Here is a 19,310-nt window from a genome sequence, read left to right as displayed (position 1 = left end):
CCCGGCCGAACCGGCGAGCGCGACGGGCGGGCTAGGCCGTCTGGGAGTCGGTGCCGCGGACCTGCTTGCGGCCCGGCAGGACCGACGTCCGCGGCCGGCGGGCGCGGACGATGATCACGTCCTCCTCCGTCGCGCCGCGCGGGAGCAGCCCGCGGTCCTCGAGCATCGCGCGACGGCCCTCGACGATCGGCCCCAGCGGGCCGCGCTGGCGGACGGCGACCTCGGCGTCCAGGCCGGCGGCGGCGAGCTGCGCGAGGGTCGTCGCCTCGCCGCAGATGCTCGAGTGCACGAGCAGGAGCACGCCGTCGGGGGAGAGGAGGTTCGGCGCCTCCTGGCAGATGCGGTCGAGCACGACGCGGCCGTCGGTCCCGGCGTCCCAGGCCCGGCGCTCGCCGCGGCGCGGCAGCTCCTCCTCGGGCGCGGGGATGTAGGGCGGGTTGGAGACGATGAGGTCGAAGCGCTCGCCGGCGACCGGGGCGAGGAGGTCGCCGCGCTTGGCCTCGACGTGGACGCCGTTGAGGCGCGCGTTCATGCGGACGGTGAGGACCGCGCGGCGCGAGACGTCGACGGCGACGACGCGGCGCGCGCCCGCGGCCGCCGCGGTGCAGGCGATGACGCCCGAGCCGGTGCACACGTCCAGCACCCGCGAGCGCGGCCCGACGTGGGCGGCGGCGGTCCGGGCCAGCAGCCACGAGTCCGAGCGGGGGCTGAAGACGCCGGGGAGTGTGTGGATGCGCACGTCTGGGCAGATCACCGGCGTGCGCCTCGCGCAAACGCCGTCGGCGCAGGAGCTGCGCTCGCGCTTCGAGCGCCACAGCGCGTTCACGGTGGGGGTGGAGGAGGAGCTGCTCGTCTGCGACCCCGAGACGCTGGACCTGGCCCCGCTGGCCGGGGAGCTGCTGCGCCGGCTGCCCCAGGACCGGGCGTTCAAGGGCGAGATGCCCGCGGCGCAGCTCGAGCTGGCCAGCCCGGTCGCGGCGACGGTCGGCGAGGCGTGCGCGGCGCTGCTCGCGGCGCGCCACGAGGCGGCGGACGCGGCCGGGGGCGACGCCGTCCTGGCGGCCGCGGGCGCGCACCCGTTCGCCTCGGGGATCGGGCAGCTCGAGTCGGGTGAGCGCTACGACGCGATCCAGGAGGAGTTCGCGGGCGTCGCGCGGCGGCAGCTGTGCTTCGGGCTGCACGTCCACGTGGCGGTCCCCGGCGCCGATCGCGCGCTGGCGGTGTTCAACGCGCTGCGCGAGCACCTGCCGCTGCTGGCGGCGCTCGGCGCCAACGCGCCGTTCTACGAGGGCCGCGACACCGGGTTGGCCTCCGTGCGGCCCAAGATGTGCGACCTGCTCCCACGCCAGGGCGTGCCGCCGGCGGTGCCGTCCTGGGAGGCGCTGGCCGACGAGCTGGCCTGGGGCGCGCGCTCCGGCGTCATGGCCGACGCGGCCCAATGGTGGTGGGAGGCGCGGCTGCACCCGCGGCTGGGCACGGTCGAGGTCCGCGTGCCCGACGCGCAGCCGACGATCGGCGACGCGGCCGCCCTCGCGGCGGTGGTCCACTGCCTCGTCGCCTGGCTCGCGGCCCGGGCGGATGCCGGCGACCTCGGCGAGCCGGCGGCGGGCTGGCGGATCGGCGAGAACCGGTGGTCGGCGTGCCGGCACGGCGTGACGGGACGCTTCGCCGACGTGCGCGACGGCTCCGCGCGGCCGACGGCCGACGTCGTGCGCGAGCTGCTGGTCGACCTCGCGCCGTTCGCGCGCGACCTCGGGTGCTCCGGCGAGCTCGCACGGGCCCACCACCTCGTCGACCACCCGCCGCACGAGCGGCTGCGCCTCGCCGCCCGCGACGGCGGGCCGCGCGCCGCGGCAGCCTGGCTCGTCCGTCGGTTCCTGACGGCGGACTAGCGCTCCGGGTTCGTCCTGGCGGCGCCGGGCAGGTCGATCCGTGGCGCGTCGCCGCAGGTTCGGGCGCCCGAAAGCGGGTACGAACGCGGACGTGCTGTCCCTGCCTGCGCCCCGCGGCCCCCTCACCGCGGCGCTGCTCGACGCGCTCGTCGAGCCGCCGCACGAGCTCCCGGCCCCTGACCCGAGCGCGCTGTCGCCCGCCGACCCGCTCGCCGACGACGACCTCCAGCTGGCGCTGTACCTCCTCTACGAGCTGCACTACCGCGGCCTGCCCGGGGTCGACGAGCGCTGGGAGTGGCACGCGCCGCTGCTGGCGTGGCGGGCGCAGCTCGAGGCGGTCTTCGAGGCGGCGCTGCACGACGCGCTGCGCGGCTGGACGCCGCCGCCGGCCGACGCGACCACGATGGACCTCGCGCTGCGGGCGATCGACGACGCCGACGAGGCGCCGTCGCTCTCGCGCTACATCGAGACGCAGGCCACGCGCGAGCAGCTCCTGGAGTTCCTCGCCCACCGCTCGGCCTACCAGCTCAAGGAGGCCGACCCGCACTCGTGGGCCATGCCGCGCCTGTCGGGCGGGCCCAAGGCCGCGCTGGTCGAGATCCAGGCCGACGAGTACGGCGGCGGCAGCGCCGAGCGCATCCACGCGCAGCTCTTCGCGGACACGATGACCGCGGTCGGGCTCGACGCGCGTTACGGCGCGTACCTCGAGTCGCTGCCGGGCGTGACGCTCGCGACCGTGAACCTCATGTCGCTCTGCGGGCTGCACCGCCGGCTGCGCGGGGCGATCGTCGGCCACCTCGCGCTGTTCGAGATGACGTCGTCGATCCCGAACGGGCGGTACGGCCGGGCGATGCGCCGGCTCGGGTTCCGCAAGGGCGCGGCGACGGAGTTCTTCGACGAGCACGTCGCGGCCGACGCGGTCCACGAGTCGATCGCGGCGGTCGACCTCGCGGGTGGGCTGGCGCGCCTCGAGCCCCAGCTCGTCGACCAGATCCTGTGGGGCGCCCGCGCGCTCGTGGAGCTCGAGGGCCGCTGGACGCGCCACATCATGGACGCGTGGGCCCGGGACGAGAGCTCGCTGCGCATCCCGATCGACCCGCTGGCCGACGACGGGGACCGCGAGGGGCGCTTCGTCCGCGCGGTCGCGGCCGACGCGGTCTAGGACGGCGTCGATGGAGACGCGCATCACGCCCTACCGCGACGGCCCGCTGCTCGTGCGGGGGCCGTTCACGATCGTCGACCAGGACGGCGGCGAGATCCGCGTGGACCGTGAGACGGTCGCGCTGTGCCGCTGCGGCAAGTCGCGGTCGCGCCCGTTCTGCGACGGGACGCACCGGGCGATCCGCTTCTCGGCGCCCTCGGGGCTCGAGCAGCCCTACGAGGAGTAGGCGCAACACCCGGCGCGCCGCGCCGTTGAACGGGTGCCGGCGCGGTCACCGCGCGGCCTCGAGCGACGTCCGCGCCGCCGTCCGTCGTGCGACGGGCGGTACTGACGCATCCCGCCGCAGGGAGGTGCATCATCCCCCTGCCGCCGTGTCCGCCAGCACCGCATCCAGCGGCGCCTCGCGTCGCCCTCGTCCCAACCGCTCGCACCACGTGCGCGACGCGGCCCTGCTCACCGTCGGGCTCAGCGTCTCGTCCGCCGTGGGCTACGTCGCGGTGGCCTCCTCGCGCACGCGCCGGCGCATCCGCCTGGTCGAGCAGCGCTACGGCCAGTCGGCCAACCTGCGCCTGCTCTAGCGCACCGTCGAGGACGTCGCCCGCGCGCGCCGGTCGGCGAGCGACTGGACCATCCGCAGCGCCCGGGACGGTGGCCCGCTCGGCAGCGGGTCCTGCTGGACGCGCAGCGCGTTGAGCGTCATCGCGAGCATCTCGTAGTGGCCGACGAGCAGGCACAGCTCGATCCGCTCGCGCTCGTCGGTCAGGTGCTCGGCCACCGCCGCCCACGTCGCGTCGCTGACGTCCTTGTCGGTCAGCAGCTCGTCGGCTGCCCGCAGCAGCGCCTGCTGGCGCGCCGACCACCCGGGCGCCTCCGTCCCGAGCTGCACCCGGCGCAGGTCGTCGTCCGTGAGCCCCGCGGCCTTCCCGAGCCGCTCGTGGTGGTGCCACTCGTACGCGCACCCCGTCGTGTGGGCGACCCGCAGGATCAGCAGCTCCGCGTCCCTGCGCGGCAGCCGCCCACCCGGCATCAGCGCCCCCGCGAACATGAGCCACCGCCGGAAGAGCCCCCGGTGGCGGCCCAGCGTCGTGAAGAGGTTCGGCGGCGCCCCACCTGTCGCCAGCCCGAGCAGGCGGGTGATCCCGAAGTTCACGAGCCCCAGGTCGCCCTTGCCCCCGGGCGCCACCCGCGGCCGCGGAGCCGAGCCGTTCGTCGAAGCCATCTCGCCACGCTACCCGGTCCGGCGAACACCCCTGTTCGTGAGAAGCAGGCGTCCGACCCCTGCTTCTCACGGGGCCACGCGAAGAAGGGGACTGTCCCCTTTTTCGCGTGGGCCCTGTCCCCTTCTTCGCGTGGGCCCTCCGCCGACGCGTCGGAAGCAGGGGTCTGACCCCTTCTTCTCAGCCCATCGGCCCTCGTCGCCGCGCGGCTCGCTCGGCCGGATGTGCCTCGAGCTGCTCGAAGTCCTCGTTCGTGACCCTCTCCCGGTGGCCGTCGCTCCACGTGAGGCGCCACCACTCCTTGACCGCCCTTCCGCGACCCGTCCTCCCGAGCAGACCGCCGGCCACCGCCAGGACCGCCGCGAGCCCGAGCGTCAGCGCCTGGTCGATCGGGTCGCCCCATCCGACGGCGATCCAGAGCGCGAAGGCCGCCGCGATGCTCATCGCCGCCGCGCCCACAGGCGACAGCAGCGCGCCCTCGTCGTCCTGGGCTGTGACGTCCCGGTCGTCTGCGCGCTGCGGCGCCGGCGGGAGACGGCCCTTCAGGTCCTCGGCGCGCTCGGCCAGCGCACCCGACGCCCGGCGAGCGACGGTCGGGTCCGACGTCTCGCTCACAGCGGTCCGCGTTCGGGGCGCACACGGTCCCGTGAGTGATCCCGGTGATCGCCGGGCGCGGCCTCGGCCCACCGGTCGGGCCGGCGCATCGGCCCGTGGAGGATCCAGTGCTCCACCGCGCGGCCGGCGCGAGTCTCTCGCGTGACGACGCCCGCCACCGCAAGGACCACGCTCACCTTCGCCGCCAGTGCTTCGTCGAGCGGACCGCTCCAGCCCGTCGTCACCCAGACGCCGAGCGCGGCCGCGAGGCCGGCGGCGATGCCGATGACCGGGCCCCACCCCCTCCACGGGGAGCTCCTGAGGGCCTCCGGGCGCTCTCCTCGCCGCGGCGCCGGCTGGAGGCGCTCCTCGAGGTCCTTGGCGCGCTGCGCGAGGGCACCGGCGGGCGGCACGGCGTCCTCGTCTGGGCGGGTCGGCGCCTTCATGGCTCAGAGCCCGCGCCGCGTCATCGCGTCGTGGCGGCGCTCCTCGGCCGTGGGCGCTCGCAGGCGCTCCGGCACGTCGGACGCCGGGATGTCGCTGATCGCCGACTCAAGGTGCTCGCCGGCCGTGCGCCCGAGGAGGAGACCGACCACCGCGCCGAGGACGACGCTGACCTCACGGACGATGAGCCAGTCGACATCGGCGAACACGGCCATCCCGAGGCCGAACCCGACGCCGAGCGCGGCGCCGGCCACCGGCAGCCATCGCACCAGCCATGGCGCCCGGTCACCCAGCATCCGCTCGAGGACCGACGCACGGCGCTCGAGCGGGCCCTGGTCCTCCCGGTCGCCGTCCTCGCGCGCCGGGGCCGGCGGCAGACGCTCCTTCAGCTCCTTCGCTGGCGCGGCCAGCGCGCCCGGCGGTGCCTCCGTGCCCCTCCCCATGTGCCGATGAGACCACCTCCGCCGCTCGTCTGCCAGCACGTTCGCCGAGTGGTCAGGCGCTCCGACGACCGTCCCCTGAAGAAGGGGCCTGACCCTTTCTCCTCACGCAGCCCGTGCGAAGAAGGGGACTGTCCCCTTTTTCGCACGCGAGGCCTAGGCCCATCCCCGGCGTGTGAGCACCAGGGGTCTGACCCCTTCTTTCACGGGGCCGGTCAGAAGTGGCGCAGGGACTTGGGGTCGCGCTCGACGTAGGGGACGTGGAGCGCCTCGCGCTCCTCGTCCGAGAGCGGCTCGGCACGAGCCCGGCCCATGTCCTGCCACCACTCGCTCACGGCTCGGCCCCGTCGCGTCCGGCCGAAGGCGGTGGCGAGAAAGGCGATGAGGCAGCCACACGCGACCCAGACCGCGTGGTTGAGACCGTCGATCCATCCGAAGAGCCAGAAGAGGGTGGCCCCGCCGGCGAAGGCGATCCCCACGGTGGCGGCCAGGTGGAGGGCGACCGCCGGAAGTCCCGGTTCCTCGTCATCGCCGGTGGCGGCTGGGCGATCCGCGACGCGGGCAGGCACAGGCGTGTGGCTGGCCTTGAGCGCGTTGGCGCGGCAGGCGAGCGGTGGATCGTGGTCGGGGCGTCCGTGTCGTGGTGGGACGGGGGCCTCGTCCGACATGTCCTTCGGGCTACCCCTTCGCAGGCGTGAGATGCCGGGGGCCCCAGTCTCACCCGCCCCGGGCTCGACGAACGAGGCTCGCCGCCGCCTCCACGGTGAGCACCAGGGCGGTGCACGCGAGGATGAGGACCGTCTCGTCGAGCGGCCCATCGTCGTTGAGCCCGACAAGCCATGCGACGGTCGCCAGCGCGGTGACGACACCGACCACCCAGGCGACGCGCACCAGCTGCCAGCGGAGCTGGGCGAGGGCCTCGTCAGGCATCACCATTCGGACTACCCTTGGCGCATGTGCCGCAACATCCGCACGCTGCACAACTTCGAGCCGCCTGCGACGCAGGACGAGGTGCATGCCGCCGCCCTGCAGTACGTGCGCAAGGTCAGCGGGTCGACGAAGCCGTCGAAGGCCAACGAGGAGGCCTTCGACCGCGCCGTCGAGGCCGTCGCCGCCGTCACGCGTGAGCTGCTGGCCGAGCTCGTGACGACCGCGCCGCCGAAGGACCGCGAGGTCGAGGCCGCCAAGGCCCGCGCTCGCGCCCAGGCGCGCTACGCCGCCTAGGCGTCGTGCGCGGGAGCCGGGCGGCGGTCGTCGCCGCGGTCGCAGGCGTCCTGGTGGCGCTTGCGCCAGCGGCCAGCGCCCAGGCCCGCCCGCGGATCGCCGGCCTCCAGGTCACGCAGACCGGGCTCGGGCCTCCGGGGCCGGACTACGAGGTGGAGGTCGCCGCGCGCGTCCGGGTGTGCGCGCAGCGCGGCCGTGTCACGGTCCGCGTGCGCGAGCAGGACACGACCTTCGAGACCCCGCCGACGGTCAACGCCACGCAGTTCCGGCGCTTCACGCGCACGCAGCGCTCACGCTGCCAGACCCACGAGGTCAGCTGGATCCTGGGCGACCGCTTCTTCGGCGTCGGCGTCTACCGCCTGCGCTTCCAGGTCGCCGACCGCCAGGGCGCGCTCTCGCCGTCGGTCTTCCGCAAGTTCGAGACCGGCGACTGACGACGCCTAGCGGGCCAGCGCGTCGCGCTTGGCCTGGGTGCGCATCTCGCTGAGGATGCGCTCGAGGCGCGGCTCCGCCTCCGTGTCGACGTGGGTCATGGCCGCCCCGATCGCCGGATGGACGGCGGAGATCTGGCGGTGCATCTCGTGCGCGACCGCGCGGTAGGAGGGATGGCCCTCGCGGCCGGAGCGCAGCTCGATGAGCTGCATCGCCTCGCGCGCGTTGAGGTCCAGCACATAGCGGATCCGGTAGCCGAGGCACAGCGCGTAGAGCGCCTCGCGCGAACGACCGCCGTCGGCCAGGCGCTGCCACGCCCCCCGCGAGACCTCGAGCGCGCGGCGGAAGTCGTCCCCGCAGCCCGCGGCGTCGACCTCGTCGGGCACGCCGGCGCCGAGGTGCGGGCCGAGCTGCTGCCACTGCACCGTCAGCATCCGGTGGCGCTGCAGGTCACGGAACGCGCCGTAGTCCGAGACGACCTCGAAGCGGTAGCGGACGCTCTCGAAGCCGCGGCCCGGACGGTGGCGGCGGTTGCGCCGCTCGCCCACGAGGTCGCGCAGGAGCGCCAGCCGCTCGTCACCCGACAGCGCCGCGAGCCGGATGCGTGCCGTCTCCTCGCTCACGCCGGAGGCCTCGAACAGCAGCGCCGCGAGCAGGCCCTCCTCGTCGCCGTCGACGTGCAGGAGCTTCACCGACGGGCGGTCGTCGCCTGCGCCGGCCTCGCGATCGAGCCCCAGCCGCTGCACCCAGCGCCCGGCCGCCGCGTCGCGCTCCTGGAGGAACGACACCCAGTCGCCACCGCGGTCGGGCCGCTCCACCCGCGCGACGAACGACGGCATCACCGCCTGGACCGCCTCGAGCACCATCCGCCCGTAGGCGCGCGCCTCGGGCAGCGGGTGGGCCAGCAGGTGCAGGATGAGCTGCTCGTAGGCCTGGCCGCTCGCGTAGATGCCCATGTGCGACAGCGACGCGGCCGGCAGCAGCCCGCGCAGGAGGTCCAGCGCCTTGGCCTGCACCGCCCGGTCGCGCGCCGGCGACGGGTCGCCCGGGAACGCGTCGTCGACCCACGCCCGGACGCGCGGGAGGCAGCCCGCGTACGTGTCGAACAGCGCGTCCATCGCCTGCTCGTACTCCGCCCCCAGCGACGGGTCGCGGAAGTAGCGGTAGCCCCCGCCCGGCACCGGCGCGTCGTAGGCGATGTAGCGCGTGGACTGCTCGAGGTACGACGCCAGCCGCGGGCGCTGGAGGACCTTCGTCAGGACGTTCGAGACCCACTCGCACGCGACGTGCGCGCCGCCGAGCTGGGCGACGGAGTCGTCCCCGTAGCCCAGGAAGATCCGCTCGTAGAGCTGCGCCGCGCGCTCGCCCTCGACCTCCGAGGACGCGGCCGCCGCCTCGCCGGCCCCCGCCGGCAGCGAGTCGGCGAACTCGTCGAGGAACAGCCGCCGCAGCGTCCCGCCGTAGCGCGAGTAGCGCGCGAACAGCGCGCCCTTGACCGTCTCGGGCAGCCCGACGAGGGCGAAGACCGGCCGGTCGAGGTTCGAGAAGTGGGGCGCGAGGCGCGCCTGCTCCTCAGGGCTGAAGGACTCGACCGGGTGGGGCACGGGGGCGCGTACGCTAGCGGCGCGCCCGGCGGCCGACCCGCTCAGGCGTCCGGGGCCTCGAGCATGACCGACCAGGTGCGCCCGCCGTCGGTCGAGCGGGCCACCGAGCCGTCGCCCAGGGCCGCGTACAGCCGCCGCGCGTCGAGCCCCTCGAGCTCCTCCACCGGTCCCGGCAGGCGGCCGACGCGCTTCCACGTCGCGCCCCGGTCGGAGGACTGCTCGACGTCGCCCTCCTGCGTCGCCCGGAAGAGCTCGCCGCTCTGCAGCCACAGCAGCCGCGGCGCCACCGCGAGCCCCGACGGCTTCCACGTCCGGCCCTGGTCGGTCGACTTGAACGTCTCCTCGCCGGTCGTGATGAGCAGGAAGTCCGGGTCCTCGGGGTCGACGACCAGGCTGTAGATGAGCTGGCGCGGCGTGAAGCGCTCCTGGAACGAGCGCAGCCCGTCCTCGGAGACGAGCACCGCGCCCTGGACCGCGTCCCACAGGTAGAGCGTCGTCCCGTTGCGGCGGAACTCGTGGATGTCGGCGCGGCCCAGCCGCGAGATGACGTTCCAGGTCCGCCCGCCGTCCTGGGAGCGCATGACGCCGAGGTACTCCGGCAGCGTCCCGCCCGGATCCGGATGGCCCGAGCCGTAGAGCTCGTCGGTCCCGACGTCGGCGACCTCGAGGAACGTCCCCACGCGCGACGCCCCGTCCGAGGCGACGACCTTCGCGTCGCGCACCGGCGTGAGCCGCCCCTGCGCCGAGACGCGCCAGAAGCCCTTGTTCGTCGTCAGCAGCAGCGAGCCGTCGGGCCGCGGGACGATCGAGTTGACGTACGGCGGCGCGGCGTCGCGGTCGACGAGCGCCGAGGACCCGGAGTACGAGCCCGATCCGCCGCCGCGGCCACCGCCGCCGCCGTCCGACGAGGACCCACACCCCGCCACGACCACGGCCGCCGCGAGCAGGACGGCCGCGCGCCTCACGACGCCCCCGCCGACGCCAGCAGCCACAGCGCGAGGCTCGTGAAGCCGACCATCACCGCCAGCATCCAGTACTGCGAGCGGACCGCCAGCTGCGGCTTGTCGTAGAGCACGAGCGCCCGGTCGTGCGCGAGCGCCAGCGCCGCCACGTGGCCGAGCACCACGCAGCCGACCTGCAGGTACCAGATCGCCGACTGGCTCAGGACGGAGAAGTCGATCGCCGAGGACGCCGTCCCGAGCACGTCCCAGCCCTTGCCGAGCGGGTCGGACGCCAGGTAGACGATCGCCTGGCCGTTGAAGACGAGGAACGACAGGTAGTGCGCGAGCACGTAGACGACGGCGATCGGCACGAGCGAGTGGATGAACGCGTCGCGCAGCCGCGCCTCGGAGAAGCCGCCGCCGACGGTCCGCGCGCCCGCGATGCCCAGCCGGTAGAAGAGGCCGACGAGCAGCGTGCAGCCCACGAGCCCGACGAGCGCCGTGAGCTCCTCCGCGAGCGTCGCGCCCACCACCGCGTCGAAGCCGTCGAAGAGCGGCGGCTGCAGCGTGTCGGCCCACAGCGAGCCGCTCGAGAGCCCGTCGAAGGTCACCGTCCCGATCGCGACGACCATGAGCGCCACCATCCCGGGCACGGGGGTCACGCGCGCGAGCGCCTCGAGCGGCCGGCGCAGCCGCACCGCCCCGTCGCGCGCCTCGAAGGCCCCGATGCGCGCCACGAGCCCGAACCAGACGCCGAACGCCTCGCCGCGCGCGCTCCACGTCTCGCCGCCGAAGCGCCACGCGCCCGCGAGCTGCACCACGGTGTAGAGGACCGCCGCCCAGGCGATGACCTCGGGCTTCGAGCCGTCGGTGAGGACGAGCTCCAGGACCGTGAAGCCGAAGAGCCCGAGCGTCGCCGGCCAGAGCCCGAGCCCCTCGGGATAGGGCGCCGGGGCACCCGGCCGCACGCGGTCGACGAGCCGCCCGAGGGTCCGCCACGGGTTGAAGGCCCGGAAGACGTCGCCCAGCAGCAGCGACGCGACCACCAGGCCGACCCAGAAGACGACGTAGAAGAGGGTCGGCGCGATGTTCGCGTCGGGGCTCTGCGTCCCCGCCAGACCCGCCCAGACGACGAGCGCCAGCAGGGCGAGCCCGACCGCCTGGCACGCGACGACGACCGGCCGCGACGCGAGCGCCCGGCCGGCGGCGGTCCCGGGCGACGCCGCCCCGGGGCCCCGGCGTTCGAGCCGCGGCTCGCTCCACAGCACCGCGAGGGCGACGAACGACACCACCAGCACGAGCGCGGCGGCCCAGCCGAACAGCCACTCGGGGATCGGCAGGTCGGCGCGCTGCACGAGCCCGTGGGCCGACGCCGGCGACGGCGCGACGAGCAGCAGGGCGGGGGCGAGGAGGACAGCGAGGCGGCGGGCTCGCAAGGCGCAGGCCACCCTAGCGGCGCGCCCTTCTGGACCTTCCCACTTGACAAGGGTGAAAAGGTGTAAAACCACATGAGGATTCGCCTGTTTGCCCTGCCGGCGGTGGCGGCCGCGACGCTCGCGGTCGCCGGTTGCGGCGGCGCGTCGGACACCAAGGACTCCGGCGACGCCGGCGGCTCCGCGTCCGGCGGCTCCGGTGCCCAGCTGTCGCTCGTCGCCTACTCGACCCCGCAGGTCGTCTACGACGAGCTCATCCCCGCCTTCCAGAAGACCGAGGCGGGCGCGGGCACGCGCTTCAAGACCTCCTTCGGCGCCTCGGGCGACCAGAGCCGTGCGGTCGAGGCGGGCCTCGAGGCCGACGTCGTCTCCTTCTCCGTGGAGCCCGACATGACCCGCCTGCAGAAGGCGGGCCTGGTCGACCGGTTCCAGAAGGTCTCGACCTCCGTCGTCGCCTTCACCGTCCGCAAGGGCAACCCCAAGGGCATCAAGGGCTGGGACGACCTCCTGAAGCCCGGCGTCGAGGTCATCACGCCCAACCCGTTCATGAGCGGCGCGGCCAAGTGGAACCTCCTGGGCGCCTACGCCCACGGCGGCCTGGACTTCGTCAAGCAGCTCATCGAGGACCACGTCCCGGTGCAGCCGAAGTCCGGCCGCGAGGCGCTGCAGACCTTCACCGGCGGCGAGGGCGACGTCCTGCTCTCCTACGAGTACGAGACGGTGACCGCCCAGAAGAAGGGCGAGGACGTCGACCTGGTCGTCCCCGACGACACGCTGCAGATTGACATCCTCGGCGCGACCACCAAGGGCGCGCCGCCGGCGGCGAGGACGTTCCTGGACTACGTCGTCAGCGACGAGGGCCAGAAGCACTTCGACGCGTGGGGCTACGACCCGCCGAGCGGCCCGCAGACGAAGGTCGGCGAGCTCAAGACGATCGAGGACCTCGGTGGCTGGTCGAAGGTCAACGACGCGCTCTTCGACCCCGAGAAGGGCTCCATCGCGAAGATCGAGGAGGACGCGGGGGTGTCCACCGCCAAGTGAGCGTCTCCGCGCTGCCCGCCCAGGGCGCCAGTCGTTCGTCGGTCCCCAGGCCGGGCGCTCGCGCGCTCGGCCTGGGTGTCGTCACGCTGTGGCTCAGCATCCTCGTGCTGCTGCCGCTCGCGGCCGTCGTCGTGCGCTCCGCCGACGGCGGTCTGCAGGCGTTCTGGGACTCGGTCTCGGCCCGCCAGGCCGTCTCGGCCCTCGAGTTCACGCTCCTCATCTCCCTGGCGGTCGCGGCGATCAACGCGGTGCTCGGGACGCTCATCGCCTGGGTCCTCGTCCGTGACGACTTCCGCGGCAAGCGGCTGGTCGACACGCTGATCGACCTGCCGTTCGCGCTGCCGACGATCGTCGCCGGCCTGACGCTCATGGCGCTCTACGGCGGCGAGGTCGCCTTCACGCGATGGTCGGTGCTCCTCGCCCTGGCCTTCGTGACGCTGCCGTTCGTGGTCCGCGCCGTCCAGCCCGTGCTGCGCGAGCTCGACCGCGAGATGGAGGAGGCGGCCGCGTCGCTGGGCGCCTCGCCGCTGACGACGTTCCGCCGCGTGGTGCTCCCGAACCTCGCGCCCGCGATCTTCTCCGGCGCGGCGCTGGCCTTCGCCCGCGCGGTCGGCGAGTTCGGCTCCGTGGTGCTCATCAGCGGCAGCAAGCCGTTCGACACGCAGGTGGCCTCGGTCTACGTCTTCAAGCAGATCGAGTCCGACAACGCGACGGGCGCGGCGGCGGTCTCCGTCGTCCTGCTCGTCCTGTCGCTCGTCGTCCTGCTCGGCCTGCGGATCCTCGAGCGCCGGAGCGGCACGTGAGGATCGCGCTGCGCACCGTCGCGCTCGGCTACCTCGCCGCGCTGCTCGTCGTCCCCGTCGGCTACATCGTCTTCAAGACGTTCGAGCCCGGGGTGGGCGAGGTCTACGACTCGGTCACCACGCCCGCCGCGATCAGCGCCTTCTGGCTGACGATCCAGGTCGCGGTGATCGCCGTCGTCCTCAACGTCGTGCTCGGCGTGGCGACCGCGTTGCTGCTCGTCCGCGGCCGGCTCAAGCCCGCGGTCCGCGTGGTGCTCGACGCGGTCATCGACCTGCCCTTCGCGATCTCCCCGGTCGTGGTCGGCCTGTCGCTCGTCCTGCTCTACGGGCGCGACGGCTGGCTGGCCGACCTGCCCTTCCAGGTGCTCTTCTCGTTCCCGGGCATCGTGCTCGCGACGACCTTCGTCTGCCTGCCGTTCGTGGTGCGCGAGGTCGTCCCGGTCCTGCGCGAGGTGGGCGACGAGCAGGAGCAGGCGGCGGCCACGCTCGGCGCGACGCGCTGGCAGACGCTGTGGCGGATCACGCTGCCGTCGATCCGCTGGGGCGTCGCGTACGGCGTCGTCCTGTCGACCGCCCGGGCCATCGGCGAGTTCGGGGCGGTGAGCGTCGTCTCCGGCCACATCTCGGGCGAGACCGAGACGCTCACGCTCCTCGTCGAGAAGCGCTTCCAGAACTTCGACCTCGCCGGGGCCTACGCCGCCTCGGCGCTCCTCGCCGTCATCGCCGTGGCGACGCTGCTGGTGATGACGCTCCTCGGCAACCGGAGGGACCGCGCATGATCCAGGCCACCGGCATCACCAAGCGCTACGGCGACTTCACCGCGCTGCACGGCGTCGACGTGGAGATCCCGTCGGGCTCGCTCACCGCGTTGCTGGGGCCGTCGGGCTCGGGCAAGTCGACGCTCCTGCGCGTCATCGCGGGGCTCGAGGTGCCCGACGAGGGGACGGTCGTCCTCGACGGCCAGGACGTCACCCGCGTGCCGACCCAGCAGCGCGGCATCGGCTTCGTCTTCCAGCACTACGCGGCGTTCAAGCACCTCTCCGTGCGCGACAACATCGCCTTCGGCCTGCAGGTGCGCAAGCGCCCGAAGGCCGAGGTCAAGGAGAAGGTCGACGAGCTGCTGCGGGTGGTCGGCCTGACGAACTACCAGGAACGCCGCCCGGCGCAGCTCAGCGGCGGTCAGCGCCAGCGCATGGCCCTCGCCCGCGCCCTGGCGATCGAACCGTCGGTGCTCCTGCTCGACGAGCCCTTCGGCGCGCTGGACGCCAACGTGCGCGCGGAGCTGCGGGCGTGGCTGCGCCGGCTGCACGACGAGGTCCACGTCACGACCGTCCTGGTCACCCACGACCAGGAGGAGGCGATGGACGTCGCCGACCGCCTCGTGGTCCTCGATGCGGGCGCCGTGCAGCAGGTCGGCGCGCCGCGCGACCTCTACGACGCGCCGGCCAACGACTTCGTGCTGGGGTTCCTCGGCGACACGACGAAGGTCGGCGGGCGCACCGTGCGCCCGCACGACGTCGAGGTCACGGTCGACCCGGTCGACGGCGGCGTCGAGGCGATGGTCACGCGCGTCGTGCACCTCGGCTTCGAGGTCCGCCTCGAGCTCGTCACGCGTGACGGCGAGGAGGCGCGGGCGCAGCTGTCGCGCCACGACGCCCTGGCCCTGGAGCTGGCGCAGGGCGACGTGGTGCACGTGCGCCCGCAGGGCGCGCCGGTGGCGGTCTAGCCGGCGGCGTCCGGGTCCCCGGTCACCCTGCGGCGTCCGGGTCCCCGGTCATCCTGCGGCGTCCGGGTCCCCGGTCACCCTGCGGCGTCCGGGTCCCCGGTCATCCTGCGGCGTCCGGGTCCCCGGTCACCCTGCGGCGTCGGGGTTCCCGGTAGACGCCTCGCGGTCGGCCTCCTTGCCCGAGGACGGGCTCGGGGCGTCCTCGTCGTCGACGTTGCGCTCGGGCCCGGTGCGGGTCCCCTCGCTGGGCGCCGAGCCCTGCTCCTGGGACTCCGGGTAGCCGCTCGAGCCGGTCTGCTGCTCGCGCGGGTCCTCGGTGTGGTCGGGGTCGGGGCGCTCAGGGGGCGGGGAGGACTCCATGGCCACCTCCTACCCTGTCGCGCGGATGAGGCGACGGCCGACGTGGGCGGGGCTGCGCGCCGGGTTGGCGCTGCTGGCGGTGCTCGCCCTGTGCCTGCTCGGGGGGCGGATGGCGCTGGGCGGCTTCTCGGTGCAGCGCGACCTGTCGGTCGCCTCGGTCTCGGTCGGCACCGACGCCTTCCACGACGGCGCCCTGGACCTCTACGTGCCGCTCGTCGACTGGGGCGTGCGCTTCCCGGGCGTGCGGCTGCCGGTCCGCCTGAAGGTGGACGTGCGCGCCGTCGACCGCGACGCGGCGGCACGCATCGCCCAGGGCGGCGAGCTGCCGGTGCGCGAGCTGCGCGAGGAGGCGACCGACGCGATCGCCTCCTACATCCGCCTCACGGTGCTCGTCGTCGCCGGTGCGTCCCTGGCCCTCGGCCTGCTCGGCGCCCTGGCGCTGCGCTCGCGGTCGGTCGCGCCGGTCCGGCGGCTCATCGCCACGGCGGTCCTGGGCGCGGTGGCGTGCGGCGGCCTCGTCGTGTGGGGCCTGCCGCCGCGCGGCGCGCTCGACGACCCGACGTACTACGCCCGCGGGCCGGACATCCCGGTCGCGCTGCGCGCCCTCCAGGGCGCGACGCAGTCCGCCGACCGCCTGGAGGAGGAGCTCGACGGCCAGCTCGTCGGCCTCGCCCAGCTGGTCGAGGACCCGGCACGCCGGCCCGCCCTGCGCGGGCTACCGCGGCTGGTGGCCGCCTCCGACCTCCACAACAACGTCCTGGCGATCCCGGCGCTCGAACGCGCCGCCGCCGGGCGGCCCGTCCTGTTCGCGGGCGACCTGACCGACCGCGGCTCGCCGCTCGAGGGCCAGCTCGTCGAGCGCGTCGTCCACGTCGGCGAGCCGTTCGTCTTCGTCGCGGGCAACCACGACTCCGACGCGCTGGAGCGCCGGCTCGCGCGCGCCGGCGCGATCGTCCTGCGCCGCGACGGCCAGGTGCGCGCCGACGGCTCCCGCGGGCCGGTCGTCGTCCGCGCCGCGGGACTGCGCATCGCCGGCTTCGAGAGCCCGAACGTCCGCCGGCGCGCGGGCGGCTACCGCGACGAGGGCGCCGAGGTCGACGAGGCCGAGCGCGAGGCGTTCCGCTCCTGGGTGCTCGGGCTGGCGGGCCAGGTCGACGTCGTGCTGGTCCACGAGCCGGCGCTGGTGGGCGACGCGCTCGACGTCCTGCGCGCCGACGTGACGCTGCCGCCCCTGCTCGTCGTCAGCGGCCACACGCACCAGGCGGCGGTGCGCGCCGACCGCGACGTCGTCGAGGTCAACGGCGGCTCGATCGGCGCGGGCGGGACGGGGAACCTCGGAGACGGGACCGACCTGTCGCTGGCGGTCGTCACGTTCCGCCGCGACCCGTTCGCGCCGCTGGCCGTCGACACCGTCGCGATCGACCCGGCCACGGGCGCCGCGACCGCGACGAGGGTGCGCGTCGCGTCGCATCGGGGTACGCCGCAGCCATGACCGTCCTGGCCGTCGTCGGCATCTGCATCGTCCTCCTCCTGCTCGCGTTCGTCGCGCCGCGCCTCTCGCGCCATCCCGAGCGCGGGGTGCACAAGACGATGGGCCTCGGCAGCCGCGCCGGCGGCTCGGCGCCCGGCCCGATCGGCCGCCTGCTCTCCAAGCCCTTCCGCTCCACGTCGAAGTGGGCGGCCCGCAGCGCGGGCGCCGGGCGCCGGGGCCGCGGGAAGCTGCCCGTCTAGCGCCGCAGCCGCACGCGGCGCTCGACGCGCAGGCCGCCGGGGAAGCGCACCTCGAGCCGCGCGGTGCGCACGCCGCGCGCCGCGCGCCCGAGCCGGACCGTCACCTGCGTCGCCACCCGCGCGCGGAGCTTGCGCTTCGCGACGGCCAGGACGCGCCTGCCCGATCGCAGGCGCAGCTGCGCCGTCCCCGCGCGCTTCGTGCGCAGCCGCACCACGACGCCGCGCGCGGTGCGCCGCACGCCGAGGACCGCCGACGCCCCCGTCAGGTCCAGCCGCGCGCCCCTCGTGGGGACGGTGGCCTGCTGCCCGAGCGTCAGGGCCGGGGCCGCGGGAGGCGACGGCGGCAGGGCGGCGGGCGGCTCGCCGCGGTCGGCGGTGGGCGCCGGCGGCACCGGCGTCAGCACCGGCGGCTCGGGCAGCGGCTGCCCGCCCGCGGGAGGCTCGCCGCCGGGCTCCTGCGGCTGCTCGGGCGACGGGGACCGGAACCCGGCGACGGTGCGCTCCATCAGCGCCGCGACCTTCCCGCCGAGGTCGATGAGCCCGGCGTCGGACGCGCCGCCGTGGACGTAGGGCCGGTCACCCACCGGCACGACCTGGACCGCGACGTCCGCGGCCGGGTCCGTGCGGCGCATCGCGTCGCGGAAGCCCGTGGCCTGCTGGCGGGGGATGAGGTGGTCGAGGGCCGAGAGGGCGAGCAGCACCCGCGCCCGGATTCGCGACGGGTCGGGCGAGAAGTGCGCGAGGTTGTCGGCGCCGAAGACCGAGGCCGCGATGTTGGCGACCCAGCGCGGGCCGGCCTCCTGGCCCGGGACGTCCTGCCCCGCGGCGCGCTGGGCGCCGATCGCGGCGAGGTCGGTGGGCGCGCCGTGCGCGACGACGCAGTCCACGGACGCCGGGCGGGCGCTCGCCGCCAGCAGCGCCAGCTGCCCGCCGGCCGAGGCGCCCGAGACGCAGAGCGGGAGGTCCGGGTAGGCGGCCTTGATGCGGTCGACGAACCACAGGACGTCCGTGGCCGACGCGCCGCAGGCGCGGTAGCTCGCGGCGATCGTCCGCCACCCGGCGGCGCGCCACTGGGCGGTCTCCGGGCGCAGCTCGTCCATGATCCCCTCGCCGACCAGGGTCCAGCTGCCGCCGTGCAGGACCAGCGCCACGCCCTTGGCCGGACCCGCCGGCTCACCTCCCTCGCTGGGCGCCGGACCCGGACCGAGCGGGTTGGCCACGAGCCCGGGCGGCACCGGCTGCGTCCGGGGGGTGGGGGCGGCGGCGCAGAGGCTGTCGGGCCAGCCGGTGTTCGTCCCGCCGACCTCGCCGCCCGCGACCGGGACGCCCTGCAGGCCGGAGGCGGCGATCCACGCGCGGGCGCGGTCCTCGTCGGCGGGGCGGGCCACCGGCAGGGCGGCGTCGCGCACGCTCCCCGCCGGCCACGACGAGGCGACCGGGCGCCACCCCTCGGGGCGCCAGCGCTGCACCTCGCTGCGCCCGGCGGCCCAGCCCCAGGCGCCGTCGGGCAGGCGGAAGCCGAACCCCTCCGGCGGCGTCTCAGCCTCGACGACGCCGGTCTGGCCGGTCAGGTCGACCGCCCGGTTGGCGCAGCGCGACGCCGGCGGCTGGCCGTCGAGGTGGACCTCGGCGCACGTCCGCAGCCGGTAGCTGATGCCGGCCGGCAGCTGCACGGTGGTCGACGGGACCTCCACCGTGACGCCGTCGCCCTGGACGTCGACGAGCGTCCGCACGGTGCCCGACGCGCCCGCGCCGGAGACCGGCAGGTCCTTCGTGGACGCCGCCGCGCACGCCGGGACGGCGGCGAGCACCGCCGCCGCGAGGGCCAGCACCCGGGTGGGGCGGTGCGACACGACGACGCACAGTAGTCCTGACCAATGGGCAGTGGAACTGCCCGGACGGGCGGTCCTAGTCCTCGAAGGGCAGGTGCCGGCGGACGTCGACGAGCTCGAGCGCCGCGGCGACCTGGCCGTGGGCGCCGCGCAGGACGAGCCGGCCGTCGGCCTTGCGATGGCCGTCGAGCAGGACGCTCATGCCGCGCGAGTCGATGAACGTGCAGCCCTCGAGGTCGACCAGGACCGGATGGTCGCCACCGTCGAGGGCCTCGGTGAGGGCGCGGCGCAGCGGCTCCTCCGCGGCGAGGTCGAGCGGGCCGGCGACGTGCAGGACCATGCGCGCGCCGTCGTCGCGGCGCTGCACGCGGAAGGGCTCGGGGCGCAGCGTGTCCATCATGCTCTCGGTACGTGGTGGGCGCCCCCTCGGATGA

The 19,310-nt window shown here is 75.2% G+C and carries 25 protein-coding genes; 12 read left to right on the top strand and 13 right to left on the bottom strand.

From position 1 onward, the window contains the following. Positions 1-31 precede the first annotated feature (31 nt). Positions 32-739 carry a HemK2/MTQ2 family protein methyltransferase gene (locus JUB12_RS12500; protein WP_205695753.1) on the bottom strand — a complete coding sequence of 236 codons (708 nt, stop codon included), beginning with the start codon at positions 737-739 and terminating at the stop codon, positions 32-34. On the opposite strand from JUB12_RS12500, the gene JUB12_RS12495 reads away from it, so the two are divergent. The 4 genes from JUB12_RS12495 to JUB12_RS12480 all read left to right on the top strand — a co-directional run bounded on the left by JUB12_RS12495 (position 732) and on the right by JUB12_RS12480 (position 3,632). Further along, positions 732-1,892, top strand: a complete 1,161-nt coding sequence (locus JUB12_RS12495) for a YbdK family carboxylate-amine ligase (RefSeq protein ID WP_205695752.1) — start codon at positions 732-734, stop codon at positions 1,890-1,892. The genes JUB12_RS12500 and JUB12_RS12495 overlap by 8 nt on opposite strands. Positions 1,893-1,983: 91 nt before the next feature. Continuing rightward, positions 1,984-3,054 carry an iron-containing redox enzyme family protein gene (locus tag JUB12_RS12490; RefSeq protein WP_205695751.1) on the top strand — a complete coding sequence of 357 codons (1,071 nt, stop codon included), beginning with the start codon at positions 1,984-1,986 and terminating at the stop codon, positions 3,052-3,054. Positions 3,055-3,064: 10 nt separating this feature from the next. Then, positions 3,065-3,280: a CDGSH iron-sulfur domain-containing protein gene (locus JUB12_RS12485; protein WP_205695750.1), complete on the top strand. Its 216-nt coding sequence runs from the start codon at positions 3,065-3,067 to the stop codon at positions 3,278-3,280. 145 nt (positions 3,281-3,425) lie between these two features. Next, entirely contained in the window at positions 3,426-3,632 is a 207-nt protein-coding gene (locus tag JUB12_RS12480) for a hypothetical protein (protein WP_205695749.1), read from the top strand. On the opposite strand, the gene JUB12_RS12475 is transcribed toward JUB12_RS12480, so the two are convergent. The 6 genes from JUB12_RS12475 to JUB12_RS12450 form a co-directional block, all read right to left on the bottom strand. Next, positions 3,629-4,273, bottom strand: a complete 645-nt coding sequence (locus JUB12_RS12475; protein WP_205695748.1) for a carboxymuconolactone decarboxylase family protein — start codon at positions 4,271-4,273, stop codon at positions 3,629-3,631. The two genes, JUB12_RS12480 and JUB12_RS12475, sit on opposite strands and share 4 nt — an antisense overlap. 178 nt (positions 4,274-4,451) lie before the next feature. Continuing rightward, positions 4,452-4,886, bottom strand: coding sequence for a hypothetical protein (locus JUB12_RS12470; RefSeq protein WP_205695747.1), 435 nt, complete (start codon positions 4,884-4,886; stop codon positions 4,452-4,454). Then, positions 4,883-5,311 carry a hypothetical protein gene (locus JUB12_RS12465; RefSeq protein ID WP_205695746.1) on the bottom strand — a complete coding sequence of 143 codons (429 nt, stop codon included), beginning with the start codon at positions 5,309-5,311 and terminating at the stop codon, positions 4,883-4,885. Before JUB12_RS12465 ends, JUB12_RS12470 begins: the two co-directional genes overlap by 4 nt. Positions 5,312-5,314: 3 nt before the next feature. Continuing rightward, complete coding sequence (locus JUB12_RS12460) at positions 5,315-5,752, bottom strand: hypothetical protein (protein ID WP_205695745.1); 438 nt, start codon at positions 5,750-5,752, stop codon at positions 5,315-5,317. Positions 5,753-5,964: 212 nt separating this feature from the next. Next, positions 5,965-6,417 (bottom strand): hypothetical protein, encoded by a 453-nt coding sequence (locus JUB12_RS12455; RefSeq protein ID WP_205695744.1) that lies wholly within the window; start codon positions 6,415-6,417, stop codon positions 5,965-5,967. A 49-nt stretch (positions 6,418-6,466) separates the two neighbouring features. Next, complete coding sequence (locus JUB12_RS12450) at positions 6,467-6,679, bottom strand: hypothetical protein (protein WP_205695743.1); 213 nt, start codon at positions 6,677-6,679, stop codon at positions 6,467-6,469. Positions 6,680-6,703: 24 nt separating this feature from the next. Between JUB12_RS12450 and JUB12_RS12445 the strand changes: the two genes are divergently transcribed. Together JUB12_RS12445 and JUB12_RS12440 are read left to right on the top strand one after the other, a co-directional pair. After that, positions 6,704-6,973 (top strand): DUF2277 domain-containing protein, encoded by a 270-nt coding sequence (locus JUB12_RS12445; RefSeq protein WP_205695742.1) that lies wholly within the window; start codon positions 6,704-6,706, stop codon positions 6,971-6,973. A 5-nt stretch (positions 6,974-6,978) separates the two neighbouring features. Further along, positions 6,979-7,407: a hypothetical protein gene (locus tag JUB12_RS12440; RefSeq protein ID WP_205695741.1), complete on the top strand. Its 429-nt coding sequence runs from the start codon at positions 6,979-6,981 to the stop codon at positions 7,405-7,407. Positions 7,408-7,413: 6 nt separating this feature from the next. Here JUB12_RS12440 and JUB12_RS12435 read toward each other — a convergent pair whose 3' ends face one another. From JUB12_RS12435 to JUB12_RS12425, 3 genes are read right to left on the bottom strand one after another with little or no spacing between them, the layout of a single operon-like run. Further along, complete coding sequence (locus tag JUB12_RS12435; protein WP_205695740.1) at positions 7,414-9,009, bottom strand: FAD-dependent thymidylate synthase; 1,596 nt, start codon at positions 9,007-9,009, stop codon at positions 7,414-7,416. Positions 9,010-9,050: 41 nt separating this feature from the next. Continuing rightward, positions 9,051-9,974 carry a sialidase family protein gene (locus tag JUB12_RS12430; RefSeq protein ID WP_205695739.1) on the bottom strand — a complete coding sequence of 308 codons (924 nt, stop codon included), beginning with the start codon at positions 9,972-9,974 and terminating at the stop codon, positions 9,051-9,053. After that, positions 9,971-11,386, bottom strand: a complete 1,416-nt coding sequence (locus tag JUB12_RS12425; RefSeq protein ID WP_205695738.1) for a fenitrothion hydrolase — start codon at positions 11,384-11,386, stop codon at positions 9,971-9,973. The genes JUB12_RS12430 and JUB12_RS12425 overlap by 4 nt, the downstream gene beginning before the upstream one ends. Positions 11,387-11,458: 72 nt before the next feature. Between JUB12_RS12425 and JUB12_RS12420 the strand changes: the two genes are divergently transcribed. The 4 genes from JUB12_RS12420 to JUB12_RS12405 are packed head-to-tail and all read left to right on the top strand — an operon-like array spanning position 11,459 to position 14,953. Continuing rightward, positions 11,459-12,424 carry an extracellular solute-binding protein gene (locus JUB12_RS12420; RefSeq protein ID WP_205695737.1) on the top strand — a complete coding sequence of 322 codons (966 nt, stop codon included), beginning with the start codon at positions 11,459-11,461 and terminating at the stop codon, positions 12,422-12,424. Between the two features lie 11 nt (positions 12,425-12,435). Then, entirely contained in the window at positions 12,436-13,227 is a 792-nt protein-coding gene (gene cysT / locus JUB12_RS12415) for a sulfate ABC transporter permease subunit CysT (RefSeq protein ID WP_371822336.1), read from the top strand. Further along, positions 13,224-14,006, top strand: a complete 783-nt coding sequence (locus JUB12_RS12410) for a sulfate ABC transporter permease (RefSeq protein ID WP_205695735.1) — start codon at positions 13,224-13,226, stop codon at positions 14,004-14,006. The genes cysT and JUB12_RS12410 overlap by 4 nt, the downstream gene beginning before the upstream one ends. Then, positions 14,003-14,953, top strand: a complete 951-nt coding sequence (locus tag JUB12_RS12405) for a sulfate/molybdate ABC transporter ATP-binding protein (RefSeq protein ID WP_205695734.1) — start codon at positions 14,003-14,005, stop codon at positions 14,951-14,953. The genes JUB12_RS12410 and JUB12_RS12405 overlap by 4 nt, the downstream gene beginning before the upstream one ends. A gap of 126 nt (positions 14,954-15,079) precedes the next feature. Here JUB12_RS12405 and JUB12_RS12400 read toward each other — a convergent pair whose 3' ends face one another. Continuing rightward, on the bottom strand, positions 15,080-15,313 hold the full coding sequence (locus JUB12_RS12400; RefSeq protein WP_205695733.1) for a hypothetical protein: 234 nt from the start codon (positions 15,311-15,313) through the stop codon (positions 15,080-15,082). A 25-nt stretch (positions 15,314-15,338) separates the two neighbouring features. Between JUB12_RS12400 and JUB12_RS12395 the strand changes: the two genes are divergently transcribed. Continuing rightward, complete coding sequence (locus JUB12_RS12395; protein ID WP_205695732.1) at positions 15,339-16,805, top strand: metallophosphoesterase family protein; 1,467 nt, start codon at positions 15,339-15,341, stop codon at positions 16,803-16,805. Further along, positions 16,802-17,044: a DUF6411 family protein gene (locus JUB12_RS12390; RefSeq protein ID WP_205695730.1), complete on the top strand. Its 243-nt coding sequence runs from the start codon at positions 16,802-16,804 to the stop codon at positions 17,042-17,044. The genes JUB12_RS12395 and JUB12_RS12390 overlap by 4 nt, the downstream gene beginning before the upstream one ends. Here the strand turns inward: JUB12_RS12390 and JUB12_RS12385 are convergent. Together JUB12_RS12385 and JUB12_RS12380 are read right to left on the bottom strand one after the other, a co-directional pair. Then, positions 17,041-18,897, bottom strand: coding sequence for a S9 family peptidase (locus tag JUB12_RS12385; RefSeq protein ID WP_205695728.1), 1,857 nt, complete (start codon positions 18,895-18,897; stop codon positions 17,041-17,043). The genes JUB12_RS12390 and JUB12_RS12385 overlap by 4 nt on opposite strands. A gap of 55 nt (positions 18,898-18,952) precedes the next feature. Then, complete coding sequence (locus JUB12_RS12380; RefSeq protein ID WP_205695727.1) at positions 18,953-19,273, bottom strand: STAS domain-containing protein; 321 nt, start codon at positions 19,271-19,273, stop codon at positions 18,953-18,955. Between the last annotated feature and the right edge of the window lie 37 nt (positions 19,274-19,310).

Source organism: Conexibacter sp. SYSU D00693 (assembly GCF_017084525.1).
In the GTDB taxonomy this organism is placed as follows: Bacteria; Actinomycetota; Thermoleophilia; order Solirubrobacterales; family Solirubrobacteraceae; genus Baekduia.
The sequence above is the reverse complement of the archived record's forward strand: the minus strand, read 5'-3'. Positions and strand labels throughout refer to the sequence as shown.